Below are 20,652 nucleotides of genomic sequence, written 5' to 3'. Positions count from 1 at the left end.
ATCCGAATGCGAGCGATATTCTCAATTTTAACCTTAAAATGACGATTTCTCGCCATTCATGCCCGTGGTCGGCACTCAAAGGTGCTGCAACGCCGCGAATCTCACGGCAAAGCACGCCTGTTGGGTGATATAAAAAAGAGAAACACACAGATTTCTTTACGAATCGGAAAGAGATTTCGGTCTGATGGCAAAGACGGCGAAGATTCCAGTAGGCATCCTGGGAGCCACCGGAATGGTGGGCCAGCGATTTATCCAACTCCTCGAACAACATCCTTGGTTTGAAGTGGCCTGGGTGGCCGCGAGCGAACGTTCATTCGGCAAGACCTACGAGGAAGCCGCCAAGTGGAAGATGAAGACGCCCATCCCGCGCCGCGTCGCCAGCATGAAACTCTCTGCCGCCGAGCCCGGGGGTAAAGGAACTCCGGCTGCGCCCAAGGTCATCTTTGCCGCGCTTGACGCCGATATTGCTCGCGAAATGGAGCCCGCTTTCGCCGACGCCGGATGCGCCGTCATCTCCAACTCATCTGCCTTCCGCATGCACCCACAGGTGCCGCTCGTCATTCCCGAGATTAACGCCGACCACATCAAGCTCATCGATTCGCAATCCTGGCGCAGGAAGTCCGGCGGCTTTATGGTCACGAACTCAAACTGCTCCGTCATGGGATTGGCAATCGCGCTCGCTCCCCTGCAAAAAGCCTTCGGCATCGAGTCGGTTTTCGCCGTGACGATGCAGGCCGTCAGCGGTGCAGGCTACCCAGGCGTGTCCTCCATGGACATTCTTGGCAACGTCGTCCCCTATATCAAAAACGAAGAAGAGAAAATGCAGGAAGAGGCCGGCAAGCTTCTCGGCAAGTTGAAGGGACGCGAGATCGCTCCCGCCAATTTCGCCATCAGCGCCCACTGCAACCGCGTCGCCGTTGAAGACGGACACACGGAGTCGATCTCCATCAAATTCAAGAAGCGCGCCACCCCCGAGAAGATCATCGCTGCATGGCGCGAATTCCGCGGAATGACCTACGACCTGAAGCTGCCCTTTGCTCCTGCCGCTCCGATCTTCTATGACGAGCGTCCTGATCGCCCGCAGCCTCGGCTCGACATCGAGCGCGGACACGGCATGACCGTCTCCTGCGGACGCCTTCGCCCCTGCTCGCTGCTCGACTGGAAATTCACCATGCTCTCGCACAACACCATCCGTGGCGCCGCCGGTGCCGCGCTGCTGAACGCAGAGCTGCTTAAAGCCAAGGGCTATCTCGACTAAAGGTAGCTACATCGCCAAGGAACTCCTTCGCTCCGCTCTCGACTGAAGTTCCGTCTTGAGCGGAGTGAAGTACCTCGGGGCTTTTCGTTCAGATATTGCTATTGGCTCTGATTCTTTGAAACCCCGACTTCGAAACAACCTCGCGAAATCTCGCGAATTTTAGGTTCTCACCCATGATCGTAATGAAATTTGGCGGCACGTCCGTAATGGATGCCTCGGCCATCGACCGCACGGCGCAAATCGTCAAAGGCCGCCTGGAACGCCGTCCCGTCGTTGTTGTCTCTGCCATGTCCAAGGTTACGGACGCTCTGCTGGCCGCCGGAAAAGCCGCCGGAGAGGGCCAGCGCGAGAAGGCTCTCGAACTTGCCCACGGGCTGCGCCAGCGTCATCACTCCACAGCTAAAGAACTTGTCACCGCCGAGCAATACGCGCGCCTCTCAGTTGAACTCGAGCGCGAGTTCGACACACTAGACGAGCTGCTTAAGGGCATCGTTGCCGTCGGTGAACTCTCGCCCCGTAGCTCCGATTATGTTGTCAGCTACGGCGAGCGTCTCAACAGCCGCATTGTGACCGAGGCCTACGCCGCTCGCGGCATTCGCTCCGCGCTGGTTGATTCGCGCAAGGTCATGATCACCGACGCGCAGCATGGCAAGGCCATCCCTCAGGATGATGAAATCGAGCACCGCGCCAAGAACCTCGTTCGCCCGCTGCTCGAGGACGCACAAGTCCCGGTCATGGGAGGCTTCATTGGAGCCACCGTGCAAGGAGTGCAGACCACGATCGGCCGCGGGGGTTCCGATTTTTCCGCCGCACTCATGGGCTCGGCCCTGGATGCCGAAGCCATTGAGATATGGACTGACGTCGATGGCATGATGACCACGGACCCGCGCATCTGCCCCGAGGCACGCCGCATCCGAGTAATCTCCTTCGAAGAAGCCGCCGAGTTGGCCTACTTCGGAGCCAAGGTTCTGCACCCGGCTACTGTTTTACCAGCCGTGCAGAAGGACATCCCTGTTTACGTACTCAATTCGCTGAACCCGACCAATGAAGGCACGCTGATCGTAGGCCGCGCGCCCAAGTCAAAGTCCACCTTCAAGGCGATCGCGGCCAAGAAGCGCATCACCATTGTTGATGTGGTCGCCGCGCGCATGCTCGGCGCTCATGGGTTCCTCAAGTCGATCTTCGATGTATTCGACAGGCACCATTGTTCCATCGATGTCGTCTCGACCTCTGAGGTCTCGGTCTCTTTGACTATCGACTCGAACGAAGCGATTCCGGCTATCGCCGCCGATCTCGAAAAGATCGCCGACGTGAAATATGCCGGACGCAACGCTATCGTCTGTCTTGTGGGTGAAAACATCCGCGAAACGCCGCAGATCGCCGCCCGTGTATTCGCGGCTCTCGGCGAGATTAACGTGCGCATGATTTCTCAAGGCGCCTCCGAGATCAACATCACCTTCGTGATCAACGAAGACGACGTTCCGGAGGCCATTCGCCGCCTGCATAAAATGTTTTTCACGGAAGTCGATCCCGAAGTCTTCGACTAACACCACAACTCTCAGCAATTCTGAGGGCGCCCCATCCAAGGTTTTGCTTGGGTGGGGCTGTTCTTTTTGCGCTTGAGGTGTCATCCCCAGCAGGCGAGAGCGCCCCTGCGCCGACTCTCGGTTCCCACTTCGTTTCTCCGATACAAATCTTTTCTCTCCATCCCACGCCATGCCTATACAATCAGTTCACATCTTTCAGCACGGAGATTTTCAGATGAGGTTTGTACTACTGGGAGCGGGCAAGACCGGTGCGCTTGTCGCCGAGGTTGCCAAGTCGCGCGGGCACTCCGTAGAGATCATCGAAGTCCACGAAAACCGCGGTGGGGCCGCACTCACGCGTCAGCGCCTCGCCGGAGTCGATGCCGTCATTGACTTCACCACCCCCGACTCCGTGATGTCGAACATTGAAGCCACCATTCACGCCGGGGCCAATATGGTCGTCGGCACCACTGGCTGGTACTCCGAACTGCCGCACGTCCGAAATCTCGTCGAGCGCTGCAAGACCGGATTCGTCTGGGCATCGAACTTCTCGATTGGCGTGAACCTCTTTTTCGCCATTGCACGCGAAGCCGCCAAAGCCATGAAGTATGGCTACGAAGCCCACATCACCGAGACACACCACATCCACAAACTCGACGCCCCGAGCGGGACCGCCGTGTCTCTGGCCAAAACTCTAGAGCAGTTCGGTGGCAAGAAAGCTCCCATTGATTCCATTCGCGAGGGCGAAGTGGTCGGCATCCACTCAATTGAGTTGATGTCTGAGGCGGATAAGATTACGCTGACTCACAACGCCCACAGTCGCCGCGGATTCGCCGAAGGAGCCGTACGTGCGGCCGAGTGGGTCAAAGGCAAGCGCGGATTCTACGAATTTCAGGAAATGTTTTCCGAGCTGAAGGGTTGAGGCATGCTTAAACTACGCGGATGCGGAACGGCGCTTGTAACTCCGTTCCAGGCTAATGGATCGGTGGATCAAAAAGCTCTGCGGGCGCTTGTCGCCTGGCAGGTTGAGTCAGGAATCGACTTCCTGGTTCCCTGCGGCACCACCGGGGAAACTCCCACCCTCTCCCACGACGAGTGGCTCATGGTGATCGAGACCACCATCGAGGTGGCTGGCGGCCGCGTTCCCATTGTCGCCGGAGCATCGTCCAACTCCACTTACGACGCCATCCAGAAGTCGGTCGAAGTTTCGAAGATCAAGGGCGTCGATGCCATACTCTCCGCCTCGCCCTACTACAACAAGCCGACGCAAGAAGGTCAGTACCAGCACTTCAAGGCCATCTCGGAGGCGATCGACAAGCCCATCGTGCTTTACAACGTTCCCGGACGCACGGCCGTAAACATCGAGCCTGCGACTCTAGCGCGCCTGTCGAAGTTGCCGAACATCGTTGCAGTCAAGGAAGCCAGCGGCAATCTCAACCAGATCGCCGAAACCTGCAACATCCTTCCTGACTTCACTGTGCTCAGCGGAGACGATGCACTCACCCTGCCTCTTATCTCCGTCGGCGGCGTAGGAGTCATTTCCGTCGCATCGAACGCCATCCCTGGCGAAATGGCATCGCTCACCCGCGCCGCACTCGACAACGATTGGGCTACCGCTCGGTCGCTCTATCACAAGTATCTGCCTCTTATGCAGGCAAACTTCATCGAGAGCAACCCCATGCCGGTCAAAGCTGTACTGGCCATGATGGGCCGCATCGAGGAGAACTATCGACTTCCTATGGTTCAGATGAAGCCCGATACACGCGCCAAGCTCGAAACCGTCGCCCGCAACTGCGGAGTCCTTCAGCCTGTTGCGCGATAGAAAAGTGCTCGAATGCTGCCCCATCCAAGCTCCGCCTGGATGGGGCTTTTGCTTTGCCGCTGTCGCCGCTTCTAGCTCTGGACGCGAACGACAGCCCTGCGCTCCCGCTCACTTCGCGAGTGCATTGATATCCGAGTTCTCCAGCACTCCTCTGCCACCACCCTTGCGCGCCACCGCCAGCATCGCTTTCCCGATCTGCTCCGTCGTCGTAACGTATTTCGGAAACAGCTTCCGCGAAAGCGTCAACACCGGCCCGAGCACGCTGTAGAAGGTCAGGTACAGAGCTGTCTTCGACCGGATGCCATGCAGCGGCTGAATTACTCCCGGCCGAAACATATAGGCGCCTTTGAAGGGCATGCGCATCAACTCGTTTTCCGTCGCGCCCTTCACCCGCGCCCACATCACGCGCCCGCGCTCACTGCTGTCAGTGCCTGTTCCGGTTACGAATGTGAACGTCATCTCCGGATTCAGCCGCAACAGCGCCTTCGCCGCCGCAAGAGGCATGTCGTAGCTCACTTTGCGATATTCCGCCTCACTCATTCCGACCGACGAAACTCCCAAGCAGTAAAAGCAGGCGTCATACCCGCGCAGTTCTTCTTCAATGGCCGAAAAATTCAGCAGGTCGCGATGTACGATTTCCTTCAGTTTCGGATCGCGCTTCCCGGTCGCAGATCGTCCGACAGCTAGTACCTGATCGACACGTGGGTCCAGCAGGCATTCCCGCAGCACGCCGCTCCCTACCATTCCAGTCGCGCCAAAGATGATTACTTTCATCCCCTTAGCCCCCACCCCCCGAAAATTTTCCGCATTCGGTACAGATCTGAATTAAAAATGGCACTTTTGTTGTACTTGGCAAGCGGCTCTCACTAAAATGTCCGCAATTGGAAAGGTAGGCCAATTGTTATGGAAATGACAGTTGCTTCCTCACCCGCTGCTGAGCCTCACGTGGATCCGCAGGGCCGAACCTCTGGCGAACTCCTGCGTGCTCTCCGCAAACAGCGCCACATGGTGTTGCGCGATGTAACCGAAGCAACTCGCCGCATCGCCGAAGCCCAGAAAAACGAAGAATACGCCATCTCCCCGGGCCGCTTGTCTGAAGTCGAAAACAAAGGCGTTGTCCCTGGGATATTCCGTCTTTATTCACTGTCTGTTGTTTACAACGTGGAACTGAGAGAGCTGCTAGCCTGTTTCGGCATCCCTCGCGAATAGCAAGATTTCTGCTGGCCCATTCACGCCCACTCCGGCCGCGAATGGGTCAGCTGTCATGAACGAGTACTGCACCGGACTCGAATCGTTCCAACTCCAGCCGAATGGGCGGCCGTCAGTCACCTTTCGAGCCTTGTTCTTGCTCACGTTTTGCCGTTGCTCTTTGTTCTACATACAACCTTTCAGGTACTTACAGTAATCCCTTAATCCAGAGCTGCTTTTCCTGCAACTCGCAGGATCCCAATACGCTGCGGTTTTCCGAGTTATACTCGCGACCGCACCACCTCCCCGCCACTGGAGGATTTGCAATGGACGTCTTCTACCTTGGTGCCCGGCCGCAGTCTGGCCTCGCCCGCCAACTTCGCACTCTCGGTCTCAATCTTCTTGAAACCCAATACAGTCCTGGTCTGCTGCGACAAAACTCATCCTGCGCCGCCATCGTGCTCCATTGGAAGTCGGACAAAGATCGCTCAGCAATTGCCGAAGCGCTCAGCCTCGCACTGCCCGTGCTCGTCATCACCACACGATTGGGAGCAGCGTTTCGTTCTGGCGAACCCTTTGCCGACGTTTACTTAGAAGCACCGGCCGGCAATCAGGAGGTTGCCGTTTTGCTGAACGACCTGATCCTGGCTCGCCAGCGCAGCACGCAACGCCCTGCAAAGATTCGCGCAAAAGGAACTGCTGCCTAATTCACTGGAAACGAGAATTTCACGCTCCCTGGGCTGTGCTCCCCGGCCATCGCACGGGATCGGGCGGTGCGTTGCAGCACGTCACCAATCAGCACCTCATACCCATCGGCCATCGCCTTTGCCGAATACATCGTCTCGACCCACGCCCGGCAATCGCTTGCGCGAATCGCATCGACCTGTCCGCACGCGGCTGCCATCTCCTCGAGGCTTTCCACCAGCACTCCCGCCTGCGGCGGAACCACATCCACCAGCGCTCCGCGCCGGAAGGCAATCACCGGAGTTCCACTCGCCATCGCCTCCAGCGCCACAAGCGATGTCGTCTCGGCGATCTGCGAAGTCACCAGCAGCGCGCGCGCCTCACTTAACAGCTGGGCTTTCTCCTCAAAAGTCGGCAGTTCAACCCACCGCACCCGCTCCCCGTCGATGCGCGGCTCCACCTCGCGCCGCCAATACTGCTGGTGCCACTCGAATGGATACACCTGTCCCGCGAGCGTAATCGGCAGTCCGGCGCGCTGTGCAGCCTCAATCGCCAGATGCGGCGCCTTCTCCGGACACACCCTCCCCAACCACAGCAGGCGCTCCGATTTGTTTTCCACTTGCGTAAAGCGCTCCAGCGGAATCCCATTCCGCACCACCCCCAACAATCGCGGAATATCCATGAATGTCGATCGTTGCGCCTCGCTCACACAGTGGAAGTAAACATTCTCCGCGACCTGATTGAAGCTTCCCGCCAGATAAAGTTCCCTTGGCAGATGCAAGGTAGCCAGCACGGTCGTCTCCACCTGCTCAGCATGCCGGAAGAAGTGCCCGCTATGATCGAGCAATAGATCGAACTTTCTCTCCGCGCAAGCTTCCACCACGCGCTGTGCCAACTCCCGCTCCCTCTCCGCAAAATCGTCGATGGGCCTGGCGACCTGTGCTCCAGTTCTTGTACCTTCATTTCCTTGATCCGAACGATTTCGCGAGAGATCTGTTACGAGCAATTTCCCGCTCACACGCGACCCCGCGCACGCTGCGACTGAAGTCTCCCATCCTCTCGCCGCAAGTTCACGCTCCAAGGTCCACAGTATCTGTTCCGCTCCCCCGGCACTAGCTTCCGTCACCGGAAGAAGGGGGTAGGCGACCAGCAACACGCGCCGGTTCATCGTCCACACTCCACGAACTCCTTGAACTTTGCGCTCACTTCGCGGGCCGACATCCACCACTGCCACTTTTCATAGTTCGTCTGCCCCTCATGAGGAGGCCGGGCATAGTCATACTTCACCTGCGGACGCATCACCTCGCGTGTCGCATCGAAAACCCGCAGGAAGTCCCCTTGCGACGAGTACTGCCTACACATCTCCCGCTTGGTTTCCAGTTCGTTCCCCGAAATCTCAAGCTGCACTTCCTGGCCTGACTCACACAGAAATTGCTGCACGCGAATCTTCTCCTGCCGGTCTTCGCCTCCTCGCGAATATACCGCCGCCTCCCACACTGGCAGCCCAAACTCTGCGCCCAGCTTCCAACTCAGCACATTGCAACTGTCATGATCCGGATGGCCGCCTTCATACGCCAGCGTTGCAATTGACTCTGGCCGCATCTGCCTGACCAGCCCATCCAACTGGTCATAGGCCGCCGCCAGGTTCAGAAACAAACATTGATCCTCCAGCGTTGGCTCCTTATCCGCCAGCCAGACCAGTTCGTGCACCTTGGCGAGGGCTGTGGCACTGCGCGACTCCTCGCGCCGTAGCTCGCCATACTTTTCGCGCGAGCCAAATCGAGCCCAGAAATACTCATCGCGAGGCGCGCAATTTGTAGCGATCACCACGATGGGCTCTCGCATTCTCTGCATCAGTGCCCCGTATGCCACACACTCGTCGTCCGCATGCGCTACCAACACCAGCACGCGCCCACTCAGCTCGTTCAAATTCGCCATCGATTGTGAGATGCACTTAAGCAGAAGAGAAACTCCCACATTCGCCAAAAGGGCGGATGTGGGAGTACGTGCCAGGGGGGAGTTGGATGTTCGAAACCTAGCGAAAAGTTACTCTGGCTCAGCCTCTTCCTTTTCCGCAATCTTTCTCGCCGTCGGATCCGCCACTCTGGTCGGCTGCCCGACTTTCTGCGCTGCGATGGCGAGGAAATACGCATGCCAGAACGGATCCTGTATCGCATTCAGCTGGTTCTGGATCGTCATTGGCGAAGCGAAAGCGGCCAGCGACACCAGTGCCCATGACTGCGCATCGGGCGATGCACAATCCGCACACGAACCCGCCGAATACTTTGCGTTCACCAACTGCAACCCACGCCCAATCGCGTCCTGTGTTGCCTCGGGACCTCGTTTCTCCCGCATTGTATCGGCCAATTCGCGGAACGCAGATTGCAATCCCAGATCGACCTTCGGGATTTCCACCCGCGCAGCCACGCGATCCGCCTTCACGGCGAACAAACCTGGCGACGTCTTTCGTGCCTCTTCAAACGCCTTGGGGGCCGAGCTTCGCACATCGTTCAGCGCGTCCACCACCATCGACTTCTGCTCCGCCGTCAGCGCCACGTCGGGATTCTCCGTCAGCTTGCGGAGTTGCGCCGTGATGCTCTTACCTGCCTCTTCCGCCGAATCCTCCGAGATCGCTTCCATGGCAACGGACTGCTGCAGCAGCGAAGCAAAATCCGTCACGCCGTAGATGCCTTCATGACCGCGCTGGAATACCGCGAGCACCTGCCGGAAGAAGTCCTCCGCGGCATCCTCATTCGTTCTCAGCCGTGCCACGCATGTCGCGCTCGCCGCATAGGGAAAACCTCCGCGCTCACCCCACTTCTTCGCGTGGGCCAGCAGCGTCTGCGCACCCAGCGACGGATGATGCTGCATGTAACCGGCAAACACCAGCCGCGCCGCCATTGTCCTCGCATCTTCCTGCTGCCCATGCTGCGAAGGCAGCGTATCCAGCAACTCCAAAGCGCGGTCGGCGTCATAGACCGCTACTCTTGCCGCCGCCGTGGCGATCGCCGAATCCCTAGCGCTATCCACCTCCACTGCCTCGTTGCGCGGCAGCCGCTGCGCAATTGCAAAAAGTTCCTCGGCCCACTGCTTCTTCTCCGGAGCCATGATCTCGGGCCGCATGGTGTACAGCAGCCTTGTCATCAGAGAAACACGCTGCTTCACTTCCAGCGTCCGCCCCATAGCATAGGAGTTGCGTACCATCTGCTCGGCCAACTCCATCTGCGCGCGCGAAACCACCGGGGCCGCGGCGGCCTTGGCAGCCTTTTTCGTTTTGCGCTTGGTCTTGGCCCGCGCTTCCGCCGTGCCTGTCTGCGACACAATCGACAGCGCTATCAGCAGCGCCAGCACTCCAGCTTTCCATTTCATTCCGGTTCGCATAAACATCATCAATACAGCTCTCCCCAGATGCTACAATCCCGCCATGTCCAAGGCTCGTGCAAAAAAAATAAAGCTCCTGTTGCTAGATGTCGATGGCGTAATGACCGACGGCACGATTTTCCTGTTTCCCTTCCCCGGCTTGCCTACTCGCCCCGCCACAACGCGTAAATCCGATGCCAGCGGCGTCGCCCTCTCCAGCGAAGGCATGGTCGAGTTTAAAGGCTTCAATGCACATGATGGCACAGCCTTCTCCCTTGCCCGCCTTGGTGGCCTGAAAATGGGACTTATCACTAAGCGCGTCTCTGAAACGGTCCGCCTTCGCGCCCGTGATCTCAGAATCGAACACGTGTACCAGGGCGCAGCGGACAAATTGACGGCATTCCGCGAAATCCTGCAGAAGGAAAAGCTCCGCCCTGAAGAAGCCGCCTACGTCGGGGACGACATCATCGATCTGCCCGTGATGCGTGCCTGCGGACTCGCCTTTGCCGTAGCTAACGCTCGCGAAGACGTCAAAGACGAAGCCCACGTCATCACTGATCACCGCGGCGGCGAAGGCGCCGTACGCGATGCCGTCGAGTACATCCTCAAAGCCCAGGGATCGCTCTCACGCTGCATTGACGCCTACATCTCCGACACCACCCCGGCCTCGGAGAAACACCAGTAGCTCAGCGGATTTTCGAACCACCAAGCAGGCCCGCTCAATTTGTGAGTGGGCTTCCGCTCTTGGCGGGACTGGACTACTGGAGCTTTGCTCGCGATACTTCTCACGCTGCGCAGCATCCCTTTTGCGGATATTTCCCAGTAATCTTCACCAGAAATCTATGAAACCAATGCACACCCTTCACGGGTTCCAGAAACATAAGCGGACACTGGCCCGGCACCACTTCCATGCCCTTGGTCTTGCAGAACTCAACTGCCTGCTCGCTCACCGCGCCCTGACCGCCGCCCCGATACATCCAGATGCGTTTCACTCCGGCCTCCGCGCAATCGCGCACCACGGTGTCTGTTATCGCAGGAGACGTGAGCAATAAGGCTGCGTCCGGGGCGGGGGTAATGTCCTGCACCCGGCGAAAGCACTTCTCGCGCAGTACCTCTGTCGCATTCGGATTCACCGCGAACACCTCGCACCCGCGCCGCCGAAATTCCTCCATCAGTACGGCGCCGATGTTCCGGCGCTCACGAGAGAGCCCCACCAGAGCAATTCGCTTTTGGCTTAGGAATTCTTCAATCGTATTCAGAGACACACTCGCGTTCGCCATATCGCACCTCCCGGCGTTCACGACCATTTTCGTGTGGACTTGAGCAAATGGCAGTGACCGCGATCATCGTCGCAACAAAAATGTTGCCGAACCGGGAATTGCTTCTAGCTGGGGTGGCTTCAAGTTTCACCAAGCGTATTGAATCGTACCCTGGCCCTAGATTACGTCCACCTTTTCCATGTATTTCGCCACATCGACATTCCAGTTCAGGTCTTTTTCGATTGCCTGCTCCAATGCTTCCGCCGAGTCAGGTTCCCCGTGGACGATGTGGGTTGCGTTCGGAGTCTTCTTGAATGTGTGCAGCCACTCAAGCAGTTCGCTGGCATCGGCATGATCGCTGAACTGTTCGAGTGATGCGACCTGCGCCCGCACGGGAACGATCTCGCCAAAGATCTTTACCTCGCGCGCCCCGTCCTTGATCTGTCTGCCGCGCGTTCCGGCCGCCTGGTAGCCGATGAACATGATCAGGTTGCGCGGATCGGGCAGGCGCTGGATGAGGTGATGCTGAATGCGTCCGCCCATGCACATGCCGTTTGACGAAACGATAATCGTCGGAAAACGGCTCTGATTGATGCGCTTTGACTCCGCGGGAGTGCTGGCAAAGTGAAACTCGGGCCACGACAGAGGCGAACCGTAGCGCGAGATCAACTCACGCGTTTCTGCCGAAAACTCTTCGGTATGCTTCAGGAAGATGTGCACAGCCTGAATGCCCATGGGAGAGTCGGCGTACACCGGAATTCGCGAAATCTGGTTCTGTTCCATCAACTGCTTCAGTATGAACAGGAACTTCTGCGTGCGCTCCACCGCAAAGGCCGGGACCACGATGCTACCGCCACGCTTCACCGCCGCATTGATCAGTGCAGCCATCTCGGGCATTACGTCCTGGTCCGGATGTTCTCGATTGCCGTAGGTGGATTCCATGACCAGCACGTCTGGGGATTCACCCTCGGTGGGACCTGAGTGGACAACCTTGCCCGGAGCTATCTTGCTGTTGCGCACACGCCCGATGTCTCCGGTGAAGAGCAGTGTGCGGCGCGTGCCATTATCAGCCATCGAAATCTCAGCCATGCCCGCGCCCAGTATGTGTGCCGAGCGAACGAAACGAAAGCTGATTTCATCACTCAGCGTCACGGTCTCTCCGAACTTAACCGCGTGGAAGCGAGACAGGCACCGCTGCGCCTCCTCCATCGTGTACAGCGGCAAGGCAGGCGTGTGCTTTGAACTTTTTCGTTTGTTGTGGAAGGCCGCGTCTTCTTCCTGCAGGTATCCCGAGTCGGGCAGGATGATGCCGCACAAATCGACCGTGGCTGGAGTGGCGTAAATCGCGCCCTTGAACCCCTCCTTGTACAACCGTGGCAGCCATCCACAGTGGTCGAGGTGAGCATGTGTGAGGATAACGGCGTCGATGTTCTTTGCTGGAATGGGAAGTTCATTCCAGTTCTTGAGTCGCCACTCTTTCTTACCCTGAAAGAGTCCGCAATCGACCAGCAGTTGAAAGGATAATGTGTAAACGAGGTGTTTCGAGCCTGTAACCGTTCCAGCAGCGCCAAGGAATTGTATATAGCTCACGTTACTCCCTCTGAACGACCCACCACGTTAGGCCGTTCGGAGGAAAGTTGCAATCGCATTGTGACTATTGCGGCGGCGCTGGAGCAGTGGTTACCGGAACTACGTTGTCGCGACGCTCAGCTTCGGGAACGCTGCCATCGTTGACTTCGGCTTCGGTTGGCGTTGCATCGAATGGCACTCTCACAATCGCCTTCTGCTTGGCCGGCACCACGATGCGGACTGTGTTCTCGCGACCACCCGAGCGCACCGCTACCGGAACTTCGCACCAGGCATCCCCCTGATTCTGGATGGTCACGGCGGTTACGGTCTGCTGGCCAAGTGTCTGCCGTACGTAGGCCGAATCCACTTTAAGCCGCGGCAAACCGTGGTCGCGATACACCCAGTCATCGAAGAAGGTTTCAAGGTCGTGTTTGCCCGGGGCTTGTTTTTCTATCAAGTGCTGGACGTAGCCAGTGTCCCTATCATCGGCCGCTCGATACTGCGCCAGCGCCGCTTGCAGAGCACGGTCGCCAACCATGTCGCGCAGCATCCACCAGACGTAGGCAGACTTGGTATGCAGGAAGAGTTCATCTGCCGTCGTGATCAGGGGTTGCGGCCCACTGCCCGGAAGCTCGTCTTCCTTACGACTTTCCAAGGTTTCAGGGGCCGTATGCGACTGCGTCTCGGCGACTGCCAGAGCGGAGGCGAACTGGCCTAAATACGACAGCGCAGCGCGACGTCCGGCCTGCCGCTCACGGATAAGCGCCTGCCCGAAGCTCGCCAGCCCCTCACGAATCCATGGACGAGGCGACTCGATCATTGTGTGAGCCACGGGGCGCGCCATTGCCACCTCGGCCGCAGCATGCGTTACGGCCTGGAGCGGCACGAAGTAGTACGCGCCGATGCTATAGGGCAGAGCGTTGGGATCGGTAAGTTCGACTAATACGACTTTGCTGCGCGGTGCTCCGAACCATTCCTGCAATGGTGGAATCGCCAACTCCGCTGCGGCCATGTAGTCCCGGGCAAAGCTTGTATGACCGGCAGTGTAGTATCCGGCAACACGAGGACGATCTGTGGTTTCAGCGGGATCGTCCAGCAGTACGATGACTGGATCGACTCCGCGAAACTCTTCCGTGATTTCCTTGCCCGTCTTGCCACTTGAACCATTGGTGATGAATGCGAATCTCGAGTCATCCTCGTCGGGCTGCGCCAAGGTCGCTAAGTGCACACCCAGCACTGCGGAGGCCTCGCGCTCGCGCCACTCGCGCAATGCTTCGAACAGTTCGTTGCCGCGCAAGAGGTTCGCAGCGTCCATCGACACCGGATACCACACCACGAATCCGGCTCCACGGAAGGCGGTGAAGTTATCGCCGATAGCGTCCCAGTCGCTGCGCAACGCCACGTTCGAAGGAGTGCCGATTCGCTCTAGCCGGACGCTGCTTTTCGTAACCGTTCCTGAATAGCGCACCCCGAGCCGCAGCGTGTCTCCAACGGCCAAGGGCTTCTCCAGCTTTACGATTGCTTCGTTGAGTTGTCCCGTATGGTCAATGTCGCTGGTGTAGGTTTGGCTCAACCACTCGACCGGCTCTCCGCCTGAGGTTACGGACAACCAGCGAAGTGAGCTCGAAATCTGCAACACAACCTCGCGCTGCGGCTGTTTCGAGATGTTGCGCAGTTCCAGAGATCCTTCGACGGCGAGCCCATGCTGGTGCGGATCAATCGTGGTCCGCAGGTCGTAATGAGTGAATGCGACGGCATTACGATCCAATGCCCGTGCGGGCGCTGTTCCCACTACAAAGGCCAGGAACAGCAGCCATAACCGAAGCGCGGAGGGCACAGCTAGTCCTCTCTCTTTTTCTTCGCAGGCTTTTTCACGGCTGGTTTCTGCGCGAGGCGGCGCTGCCGCTGCACTTCGTACATCACGATGCCTCCGGCGACAGACACATTCAGCGAAGAAACTGCACCGAGCATAGGGATCGAAACCAGGATGTCGCATTTGCGTCGCACCAGATCGTGCAGGCCTTTGCCTTCTGCACCCATGACAATGGCGCAGTTCATGTTGTAATCGACTTCGTCGTAGGTCTTATCGCCGCGCTCATCGAGGCCGACGACCCACACATTCTGCTCTTTCAATTCTTCGAGCGTGCGTGCAATGTTGACCACACGAGCCACGCTGAGATGTTCACTCGCTCCCGCGGAAGCTTTCACAACGGTTCCGGTGATGCTTGCGGCACGGCGCTCAGGAATGACGACTCCGTCCACTCCTGCTCCGTCAGCTGATCGAATCAGCGCGCCGAGATTATGGGGATCCTCAACACCATCGAGCACCAGGAGGAAGTTGTGCTCGCCATGCTTGTTTTCTAGGAGTTCCTCGACGCCGGAATACTCTTTGCGCGAGGTGATGGCCATGACGCCCTGATGGGTGTTGGTCCGAGTCTCGCGATCAATGTCCTCGCGAGGGACAAAACGCACGCTGACGCCCTGCGCCCGGCAATCGTCAATGATGTTCTGCAGCCTGTGATCGGTGCGGTCGCGCGAGACCGCTACATAATCAAAGCGTCGGCCACCGCGCTTCAGCGCTTCGTTGATGGCATGGATACCGTAGATGACTTCACTCATGACTCATCTAGTGTACAGAACATGCGCTTAGCTCCCGTTGCAAAAATGACACACCCTTTTCCCCGCATCCTCCGCCGTTCTATACTCGTCTGTACTGATTGAGGTTGCTGAATGTCGCTATCCGTCATCATCGTTGACGATGAACAGCTTGCGCGCGACGAGCTCTCGTATCTGCTGCACGATATCGAAGACGTGGACGTCATCGGTCAGGGCAAGAACGGAGTCGAAGCCGTCAGCCTGATCAAGGAAACCTCGCCGGACCTCGTTTTTCTCGACGTACAGATGCCCGGTCTCGACGGCTTTGCGGTGATCAAGAAGCTGCTTGAGAAGAAGATTCCCCTGCCGAACATCGTCTTCTCCACCGCCTACGATCAATATGCGGTGAAGGCCTTTGAGGTCAGTGCGCTCGATTATCTGCTGAAACCCTACGACAAAAAACGCGTTTACCAGGCCGTCGATAAGGCACGCAAAGCGCAGGATACTGAAGCACCCCCGAACGAGCGGCTCGACATGCTAGTAAAACTGCTGGAACAGCAGAAGCCGCAGACGACGAAAATTCTGCTCAAGGCAAACAATCGTCTCTTTCTTGTGGACCAGAAGGAAATATGCTTTGCCTCCATCGAGGACGGCGTAATCACCGTGGTGGCGCAGAACATGGAAGGCCAGTCGAATTGCCGCACACTGGAAGAACTGCTAGCCTCGCTGGACCCGAACTTGTTTTGGCGTGCGCATCGTTCCTATCTGGTGAACATCAATCGAATCAAAGAAGTTGTGCCCTGGTTTAAGAGCAGCTACCAGATCCGCATGGACGACAAGAAGCAAACCGAGATTCCAGTAAGCCGCGCGCAGACGCGTCGTTTGCGTGATCTCTTCGGCTTGTAAATCCAGATATTCGACCCCTCGGGCGGCAGAAACTCTCACCCGGCGGGTATAATCAAGGTATTCATGAAAGCCTACGTTTATGTCTCGATGAAGAAGAGCGTCCTTGATCCCCAGGGCAAGACTATTCAGGGCGCTTTGGCAAAGATGGGTTACAAGGGCGTCGCCGATGTGCGCCAGGGCAAGTATTTCGAGTTGTCACTCGATGGCAGCCTCGAGCGCGAGGCCGCGCGCGCCGAAGTTGAGCGCATGGCGCGAGAGGTCCTGACAAATCCCGTCATCGAAGAGTTCCACTACTCCATCGAAGACTAGTCCTAGCCCCGGCGCTGCAACATAACCCGCAACTGCGGGTTTTTACAATTTTAGGGAGTCGCCCCATGTGCGGAATTGTTGGATACGTTGGCAAAAAGCAAGTCGTACCGGTGATTATCGATGGCCTGCGCCGTCTTGAGTATCGCGGTTACGACTCGGCGGGAATCGCTGTAGCAGGCGGAAAAGATGGCCTCCAGGTTCGTCGCGCCGAAGGCAAGCTGCGTAACCTTGAAGAGGTGATCCGTCTCGACACCATCGAGGGCACATACGGCATTGGACATACTCGCTGGGCTACCCACGGACGTCCAAGTGAAGAAAACGCGCATCCTCATCGCGACTGCACCGGCAAGATCGTCGTCGTTCATAACGGCATTGTGGAAAATTACCTCGCGCTGAAAAAGCAGCTACGGGAAGAAGGTCACACCTACAAGACCGAGACCGACACGGAAGTCATCGCGCACCTGGTCGAGAAGTATTTCCTGTTGGAAAATCCGGATAAGAAGATTTCTCTCGAAGAAGCTGTGCGAATGACGGTGAAGCAGTTGAGCGGCGTCTTTGCGCTGTCCGTTATCTGCAGCGATGAACCGAACAAGATCATTGCAGCACGCAACGGCCCGCCTGCGGTCATCGGCCTGGGCAAGGACGAATATTTTGTGGCCAGCGATGTTCCGGCGATTCTGTTCCACACGCGCGACCTGTTCTTCCTCGGCGACGGCGATCTCGCGGTGCTTACACCTGAAGGCGTGACGCTGACGGACTTCGATGGCAAGCCGGTGCAGCGCGAAGTGCAGCACATCACCTGGGACCCGCTCATGGCGGAAAAAGGTGGCTACAAGCACTTCATGCTCAAGGAAATTTACGAGCAACCGCGCGCCGTCCGCGACACGGCCATGGGCCGGGTTTCGTTCGACACAGGCAAGGTCTTCCTCGAGCAGATGGATGTCTCCGACGAAGAGTTCCGCAATCTGAAGAAGCTGAACATCGCAGCCTGTGGGACAAGCTGGCACGCGGGACTCGCCGGCAAATACATGATCGAGCGCCTCGCGCGTGTGCCTGTCGAGGTCGATTACGCTAGCGAATTCCGCTACCGCAATCCGCTGATCGGCAAAGATGAGATGACGATGGTGATTACGCAGTCGGGAGAGACTGCGGACACGATCGCCGCACAACGTGAGTCGAAGGCCCAGGGCGCTAAGACAATCGCTATCTGCAACGTCGTCGGCGCAATGATCGCCCGCGAGGCGGACGGAACGATCTACACGCATGCGGGGCCGGAGATCGGTGTCGCTTCGACAAAGGCATTCACCGCGCAGTTGGTAGCGCTCTTCCTGTTTGCCCTGCGACTTGCGCAGGTCCGTGGAACCATCTGCGAAGAAGAGGCTGTGAAGCTCACACAACAGCTCTCGAAGCTCCCGGGACACCTTGAGGCAGTGCTCTCGCACGAAGAGGAAATCGAGGAACTGGCGCGCACCTACCAGCGCGTGCAGGACTTCCTGTTCCTCGGACGCGGTATCCACTTCCCTATCGCTCTCGAAGGCGCGCTGAAGCTGAAAGAGATCTCGTATATCCACGCAGAAGGATATGCGGCTGGCGAAATGAAGCACGGCCCCAATGCACTGATAGACGAAGATCTGCCGGTTGTGATCATCGCAACACAAGATCATAACGATCCTGCATCGGTGCAGCGTTACGAGAAAACCATCTCGAACCTGAAGGAAGTGAAGGCGCGCTCAGGCCGCGTGATTGCGATTGCGACCCATGGCGATGAGGACATCAAGGAAGCAGCCGACCACGTGATTTACATCCCTCACGCTCCGGAACTGCTCCTGCCAATCCTCGAGATCGTTCCCCTGCAACTGCTCGCCTATCACATCGCGGTTCGCAGAGGCTGCGACGTCGATCAACCTCGCAATCTTGCGAAATCAGTGACGGTCGAGTAATTCGATCAGAAGTCCGATGACGACGACGTGGAGAGTCCGAATAGTCTGCTTAACTCTTGAATAGTTTGCTTAACTTCTCGCCTCTGGTGCGGCCTAGGAATGGAAGAGTCAAAGCCCTCACTCCCAGACTGGTTCGGGTTCTCGGATCTCGGTTCTGCGACGTACATAATTGATGTGTTTCGTGCGGCTTTATTCCGCAGGCCACCCGCCCGTGGCATAGTGAGGTACAAAGATGTCTACGAGCGCAGTCCTTTTGCTGCGCCTGGCAGCAGGCTCATCCTCAAAAAGGTGGCTCGATGCGGCCATCGGCCTCTGACATTAGTGAGTGCCTGGGCGATTATTCGTCACTATCGCACGTGACAGCAATGGAAGCCGAAGAGGCGGCACGTTTCCCTGAAATGCTAGTGAACCATTGCTGCCTTTTCGTGAAGCTCGCGGCGTTTGAGCCAGTTAGCAAGGAACAGTGCGGCAATCAGGAGAGCTGGCCCTGCGATCAGGGCGATGCATGTCAATTTCATCGAGGCGGGCCAAGGGCGGTCTAAAGCCCACGCAACATACAGTATGGCTGCGGCGGCATAGAGCGCCGCTCCTATCCATTCCCAGCGCCACGCCAGAACCAGTGCCACAAGTAGAGCCAGGGACGGAATGAGATGCATCGTGAGAGCGACGAGTGTACCCATAAATCCAAGACTCTCGCTGAAAACATCAAGAGCAAACATACTGGTAAAAACAATCAACACGATCGACAACACCCGTGGAGCCCAGAACAACGAGCGCTTTGAGAGCTCAGTCATGATGCCTCCATGTCCGAATTCGCGTTGTCTCTGCTTACGAAAAAGCGGCTACTATCAGGGCATCGATTGTCCCGCTGCGTGCAAAGCTCTGCAATGATCTCCTTCAGGAAATCGGTAGTTCCGAATCACAGTCCCGATTCGGGATACTGAGTGGATGGGCGATGTACCGCCAATCATCATTCAGGCGCAACAAGCGTCATATGATTTATGCGTCCCTTCTTGTCGAAGGCCACTTCCAGCCCTGTTGTGTCACGCCATTTCCCTCTTCAGGGAGACGCACCACCATTTCAATCTCGACCTTGATATCCGGCTTATAGAGTGCCTGGACGCCAATCGTCGTGATGCTGGGCATCGCGGCCCCGTACAGTTCACGTAAAGGGGTGACGACCTGCCCGAACGCTTCGCTGGTCGCATTCACGACGTAGACGCGCAGCATGACAATGTCCTGCGCAGTCGCCTCCAGGTCCTTGAGTGCGGCGGCGAGGCTGGCAGTCGCAAGCTTTGCTTGGCCAGCGAGGTCTTTGGGCACCTCCCCACTGCTAGGCGTCGCTGCGATCTGGCCGGACAGGAAAGCGAGGCGGCCTGGTTCAGCGACACTGATGTGCGAGAACCCGAGCGATGCCATATCCCACATTTTTGAGGGATTGCGGCGGCTCACCGATGCTAATGTACGAGACGGAATGCGTGCGATCACCCTATTCCAAGACCTAGGCTGGATCAAAATCCAAAAGATCATCAGGTGTGAAACGATCACCAACGGAGCGTAAAACGTATAGACATACCAAAAGGTGGCCAGGTTAAAGCTCGGCACGTTCAACGATAGGACGCCGCGTACTCCGTTTAGCAGGTCCACGAATCCCCACGTGTTGGCCACCCACACCAGAGGAACGGCAATACGCCAGTTGCCCCGCAGAGCAAAGATGGAAGCGAAGGCCAGCGCTGCTTCTAAGAGATCCCCGTAAGCAGCACTGGAACGGAACTCTCTGGGCAGTTTTGGATCGACCATACCCGCAACCAATAGAGTCATTCCTACATAGCGAGGCACATGCACAAAGAGCAGCGGAATTAGAGCAGAGTTACGAGAAAGTTTGGTTAGGTGCGGCCAAACGTACCACACCGCGACGATGCCGAAGACGACGACGCTCGTAAGAAGCTGCATCCAGAATATTTGGGTCGAGTCCATTTCCCGCGCTCCTGTAATTTTATTTTCTGACACTTGGCTCCGCACCGGCATAAATCCGACTTCGGCATCGCCAGGGCCTTTTCCAATCGATGCAATCTGGTGCTCGTTTTCTTCGGTAACAATGTGGAGTATTTCGTGAGCGATGTCATCGCCGGAAACGTATTCCCTCGGCAGAGTCTGCGAAGAGCGTGTTCGCACAAATGCAAGGACGCCATTCAATTTGATGAAATGGGTGTCAGGCCTAACGCTGAATAAGCGC

20 protein-coding genes are annotated in these 20,652 nt (G+C 57.4%); 10 read left to right on the top strand and 10 right to left on the bottom strand.

Features of this window, described 5'->3' with window-relative positions; all coding sequences use genetic code 11:
• Nucleotides 1-184 precede the first annotated feature (184 nt).
• From asd to dapA, 4 genes are all read left to right on the top strand, one after another.
• On the top strand, nt 185-1,258 hold the full coding sequence (gene asd, locus AC6IY8_RS02260; protein WP_497777066.1) for an aspartate-semialdehyde dehydrogenase: 1,074 nt from the start codon (nt 185-187) through the stop codon (nt 1,256-1,258).
• Between the two features lie 173 nt (nt 1,259-1,431).
• A complete protein-coding gene (gene lysC / locus AC6IY8_RS02255) occupies nt 1,432-2,805 on the top strand; it encodes a lysine-sensitive aspartokinase 3 (RefSeq protein WP_497777065.1) in 1,374 nt (457 codons plus the stop codon).
• Between the two features lie 214 nt (nt 2,806-3,019).
• Nucleotides 3,020-3,706 (top strand): 4-hydroxy-tetrahydrodipicolinate reductase, encoded by a 687-nt coding sequence (locus AC6IY8_RS02250; RefSeq protein ID WP_497777064.1) that lies wholly within the window; start codon nt 3,020-3,022, stop codon nt 3,704-3,706.
• Between the two features lie 3 nt (nt 3,707-3,709).
• A complete protein-coding gene (dapA, locus tag AC6IY8_RS02245) occupies nt 3,710-4,606 on the top strand; it encodes a 4-hydroxy-tetrahydrodipicolinate synthase (RefSeq protein ID WP_497777063.1) in 897 nt (298 codons plus the stop codon).
• Nucleotides 4,607-4,714: 108 nt separating this feature from the next.
• On the opposite strand, the gene AC6IY8_RS02240 is transcribed toward dapA, so the two are convergent.
• Nucleotides 4,715-5,380, bottom strand: a complete 666-nt coding sequence (locus tag AC6IY8_RS02240) for an NAD-dependent epimerase/dehydratase family protein (RefSeq protein ID WP_497777062.1) — start codon at nt 5,378-5,380, stop codon at nt 4,715-4,717.
• A gap of 129 nt (nt 5,381-5,509) precedes the next feature.
• On the opposite strand from AC6IY8_RS02240, the gene AC6IY8_RS02235 reads away from it, so the two are divergent.
• Together AC6IY8_RS02235 and AC6IY8_RS02230 are read left to right on the top strand one after the other, a co-directional pair.
• Nucleotides 5,510-5,815 carry a helix-turn-helix domain-containing protein gene (locus tag AC6IY8_RS02235; protein ID WP_497777061.1) on the top strand — a complete coding sequence of 102 codons (306 nt, stop codon included), beginning with the start codon at nt 5,510-5,512 and terminating at the stop codon, nt 5,813-5,815.
• Between the two features lie 305 nt (nt 5,816-6,120).
• The gene (locus AC6IY8_RS02230) at nt 6,121-6,501 is read left to right on the top strand and encodes a hypothetical protein (protein ID WP_497777060.1); all 381 of its coding nucleotides are present in this window, start codon (nt 6,121-6,123) and stop codon (nt 6,499-6,501) included.
• Here the strand turns inward: AC6IY8_RS02230 and AC6IY8_RS02225 are convergent.
• The 3 genes from AC6IY8_RS02225 to AC6IY8_RS02215 all read right to left on the bottom strand — a co-directional run bounded on the left by AC6IY8_RS02225 (nt 6,498) and on the right by AC6IY8_RS02215 (nt 9,868).
• Nucleotides 6,498-7,646, bottom strand: a complete 1,149-nt coding sequence (locus tag AC6IY8_RS02225) for a glycosyltransferase (protein WP_497777059.1) — start codon at nt 7,644-7,646, stop codon at nt 6,498-6,500. The two genes, AC6IY8_RS02230 and AC6IY8_RS02225, sit on opposite strands and share 4 nt — an antisense overlap.
• Nucleotides 7,643-8,416 (bottom strand): PIG-L deacetylase family protein, encoded by a 774-nt coding sequence (locus tag AC6IY8_RS02220; RefSeq protein WP_497777058.1) that lies wholly within the window; start codon nt 8,414-8,416, stop codon nt 7,643-7,645. The genes AC6IY8_RS02225 and AC6IY8_RS02220 overlap by 4 nt, the downstream gene beginning before the upstream one ends.
• A gap of 108 nt (nt 8,417-8,524) precedes the next feature.
• Nucleotides 8,525-9,868, bottom strand: a complete 1,344-nt coding sequence (locus AC6IY8_RS02215) for a hypothetical protein (protein ID WP_497777057.1) — start codon at nt 9,866-9,868, stop codon at nt 8,525-8,527.
• 34 nt (nt 9,869-9,902) lie between these two features.
• Between AC6IY8_RS02215 and AC6IY8_RS02210 the strand changes: the two genes are divergently transcribed.
• On the top strand, nt 9,903-10,523 hold the full coding sequence (locus AC6IY8_RS02210; protein ID WP_497777056.1) for a KdsC family phosphatase: 621 nt from the start codon (nt 9,903-9,905) through the stop codon (nt 10,521-10,523).
• 100 nt (nt 10,524-10,623) lie between these two features.
• Here AC6IY8_RS02210 and AC6IY8_RS02205 read toward each other — a convergent pair whose 3' ends face one another.
• From AC6IY8_RS02205 to rlmB, 4 genes are all read right to left on the bottom strand, one after another.
• On the bottom strand, nt 10,624-11,118 hold the full coding sequence (locus AC6IY8_RS02205) for a CoA-binding protein (protein ID WP_497777055.1): 495 nt from the start codon (nt 11,116-11,118) through the stop codon (nt 10,624-10,626).
• A 156-nt stretch (nt 11,119-11,274) separates the two neighbouring features.
• On the bottom strand, nt 11,275-12,687 hold the full coding sequence (locus AC6IY8_RS02200) for an MBL fold metallo-hydrolase RNA specificity domain-containing protein (protein ID WP_497777054.1): 1,413 nt from the start codon (nt 12,685-12,687) through the stop codon (nt 11,275-11,277).
• A 64-nt stretch (nt 12,688-12,751) separates the two neighbouring features.
• Nucleotides 12,752-14,503, bottom strand: coding sequence for a M1 aminopeptidase family protein (locus tag AC6IY8_RS02195; RefSeq protein WP_497777053.1), 1,752 nt, complete (start codon nt 14,501-14,503; stop codon nt 12,752-12,754).
• A 2-nt stretch (nt 14,504-14,505) separates the two neighbouring features.
• On the bottom strand, nt 14,506-15,285 hold the full coding sequence (gene rlmB / locus AC6IY8_RS02190) for a 23S rRNA (guanosine(2251)-2'-O)-methyltransferase RlmB (protein ID WP_497777052.1): 780 nt from the start codon (nt 15,283-15,285) through the stop codon (nt 14,506-14,508).
• Between the two features lie 111 nt (nt 15,286-15,396).
• On the opposite strand from rlmB, the gene AC6IY8_RS02185 reads away from it, so the two are divergent.
• The 3 genes from AC6IY8_RS02185 (at nt 15,397) to glmS (ending at nt 18,416) form a co-directional block, all read left to right on the top strand.
• Nucleotides 15,397-16,167: a LytR/AlgR family response regulator transcription factor gene (locus AC6IY8_RS02185; RefSeq protein ID WP_497777051.1), complete on the top strand. Its 771-nt coding sequence runs from the start codon at nt 15,397-15,399 to the stop codon at nt 16,165-16,167.
• A gap of 63 nt (nt 16,168-16,230) precedes the next feature.
• On the top strand, nt 16,231-16,476 hold the full coding sequence (gene purS / locus AC6IY8_RS02180) for a phosphoribosylformylglycinamidine synthase subunit PurS (RefSeq protein WP_497777050.1): 246 nt from the start codon (nt 16,231-16,233) through the stop codon (nt 16,474-16,476).
• Between the two features lie 65 nt (nt 16,477-16,541).
• Nucleotides 16,542-18,416: a glutamine--fructose-6-phosphate transaminase (isomerizing) gene (gene glmS, locus AC6IY8_RS02175; RefSeq protein WP_497777049.1), complete on the top strand. Its 1,875-nt coding sequence runs from the start codon at nt 16,542-16,544 to the stop codon at nt 18,414-18,416.
• 401 nt (nt 18,417-18,817) lie between these two features.
• Here the strand turns inward: glmS and AC6IY8_RS02170 are convergent, their stop codons facing one another.
• Both AC6IY8_RS02170 and AC6IY8_RS02165 read right to left on the bottom strand, forming a co-directional pair.
• Entirely contained in the window at nt 18,818-19,210 is a 393-nt protein-coding gene (locus AC6IY8_RS02170) for a DUF7670 domain-containing protein (protein WP_497777048.1), read from the bottom strand.
• Nucleotides 19,211-19,415: 205 nt separating this feature from the next.
• Complete coding sequence (locus AC6IY8_RS02165) at nt 19,416-20,393, bottom strand: RidA family protein (protein ID WP_497777047.1); 978 nt, start codon at nt 20,391-20,393, stop codon at nt 19,416-19,418.
• Nucleotides 20,394-20,652: the final 259 nt, after the last annotated feature.

The sequence above is a fragment of the Koromonas soli genome (genome assembly GCF_059726265.1).
Note: the sequence above shows the minus strand (reverse complement) of the source record. Positions and strands in the feature narration are given on the sequence as shown.

Coding starts and splice junctions, on each gene's coding strand:
- AC6IY8_RS02230 (WP_497777060.1), top strand. CDS start 6,121: ATGGACGTCTTCTACCTTGGTGCCCGGCCGCAGTCTGGCCTCGCCCGC.
- AC6IY8_RS02250 (WP_497777064.1), top strand. CDS start 3,020: ATGAGGTTTGTACTACTGGGAGCGGGCAAGACCGGTGCGCTTGTCGCC.
- AC6IY8_RS02170 (WP_497777048.1), bottom strand. CDS start 19,210: ATGACTGAGCTCTCAAAGCGCTCGTTGTTCTGGGCTCCACGGGTGTTG.
- AC6IY8_RS02220 (WP_497777058.1), bottom strand. CDS start 8,416: ATGGCGAATTTGAACGAGCTGAGTGGGCGCGTGCTGGTGTTGGTAGCG.
- AC6IY8_RS02240 (WP_497777062.1), bottom strand. CDS start 5,380: ATGAAAGTAATCATCTTTGGCGCGACTGGAATGGTAGGGAGCGGCGTG.
- asd (WP_497777066.1), top strand. CDS start 185: ATGGCAAAGACGGCGAAGATTCCAGTAGGCATCCTGGGAGCCACCGGA.
- AC6IY8_RS02215 (WP_497777057.1), bottom strand. CDS start 9,868: ATGATGTTTATGCGAACCGGAATGAAATGGAAAGCTGGAGTGCTGGCG.
- AC6IY8_RS02185 (WP_497777051.1), top strand. CDS start 15,397: ATGTCGCTATCCGTCATCATCGTTGACGATGAACAGCTTGCGCGCGAC.
- AC6IY8_RS02235 (WP_497777061.1), top strand. CDS start 5,510: ATGGAAATGACAGTTGCTTCCTCACCCGCTGCTGAGCCTCACGTGGAT.
- AC6IY8_RS02165 (WP_497777047.1), bottom strand. CDS start 20,393: ATGGACTCGACCCAAATATTCTGGATGCAGCTTCTTACGAGCGTCGTC.
- lysC (WP_497777065.1), top strand. CDS start 1,432: ATGATCGTAATGAAATTTGGCGGCACGTCCGTAATGGATGCCTCGGCC.
- glmS (WP_497777049.1), top strand. CDS start 16,542: ATGTGCGGAATTGTTGGATACGTTGGCAAAAAGCAAGTCGTACCGGTG.
- AC6IY8_RS02205 (WP_497777055.1), bottom strand. CDS start 11,118: ATGGCGAACGCGAGTGTGTCTCTGAATACGATTGAAGAATTCCTAAGC.
- AC6IY8_RS02225 (WP_497777059.1), bottom strand. CDS start 7,646: ATGAACCGGCGCGTGTTGCTGGTCGCCTACCCCCTTCTTCCGGTGACG.
- rlmB (WP_497777052.1), bottom strand. CDS start 15,285: ATGAGTGAAGTCATCTACGGTATCCATGCCATCAACGAAGCGCTGAAG.
- purS (WP_497777050.1), top strand. CDS start 16,231: ATGAAAGCCTACGTTTATGTCTCGATGAAGAAGAGCGTCCTTGATCCC.
- AC6IY8_RS02210 (WP_497777056.1), top strand. CDS start 9,903: ATGTCCAAGGCTCGTGCAAAAAAAATAAAGCTCCTGTTGCTAGATGTC.
- dapA (WP_497777063.1), top strand. CDS start 3,710: ATGCTTAAACTACGCGGATGCGGAACGGCGCTTGTAACTCCGTTCCAG.